Annotated in this window: 1 pseudogene; it reads left to right on the top strand. The window is 75.5% G+C overall.

What is annotated here, in order from left to right:
• Positions 1-306: pseudogene (locus B2R83_RS02045) on the top strand (hypothetical protein); the annotation flags it as partial.

Consider the following 306-nt stretch of genomic DNA (forward strand, 5'->3'; position numbering starts at 1 on the left):
GCGGGCCCAGGCCAGCCGTGAAGCGGCGCGCCGGCGCGACCTGTTCCAGCGCCAGATGATCACGCGCGAGGCCATGGAACAGGCGGCGCAGGCCGAAACCGTGGCCCGCATCGCGGCCGAGCAGGCACGCCTGGCCGCGCGTGCGCTGGTGCCGGGCAATCCGGGCGAACAGGCGGCGCGCGCGCGGCTCGCCAATGCCAGGGCGCAGCTGGCCAAGACCACCATCCGCGCCGAAGTCGCCGGCACCGTCCTGACCCGCAACGCCGAGCCGGGCGACCTGGTGCAGCCGGGCCGCATCCTGTTCGA

Origin of the sequence: Massilia sp. UBA6681, from assembly GCF_002454935.1 — a bacterium.
Lineage (GTDB): Bacteria > Pseudomonadota > Gammaproteobacteria > Burkholderiales > Burkholderiaceae_D > Telluria > Telluria varians.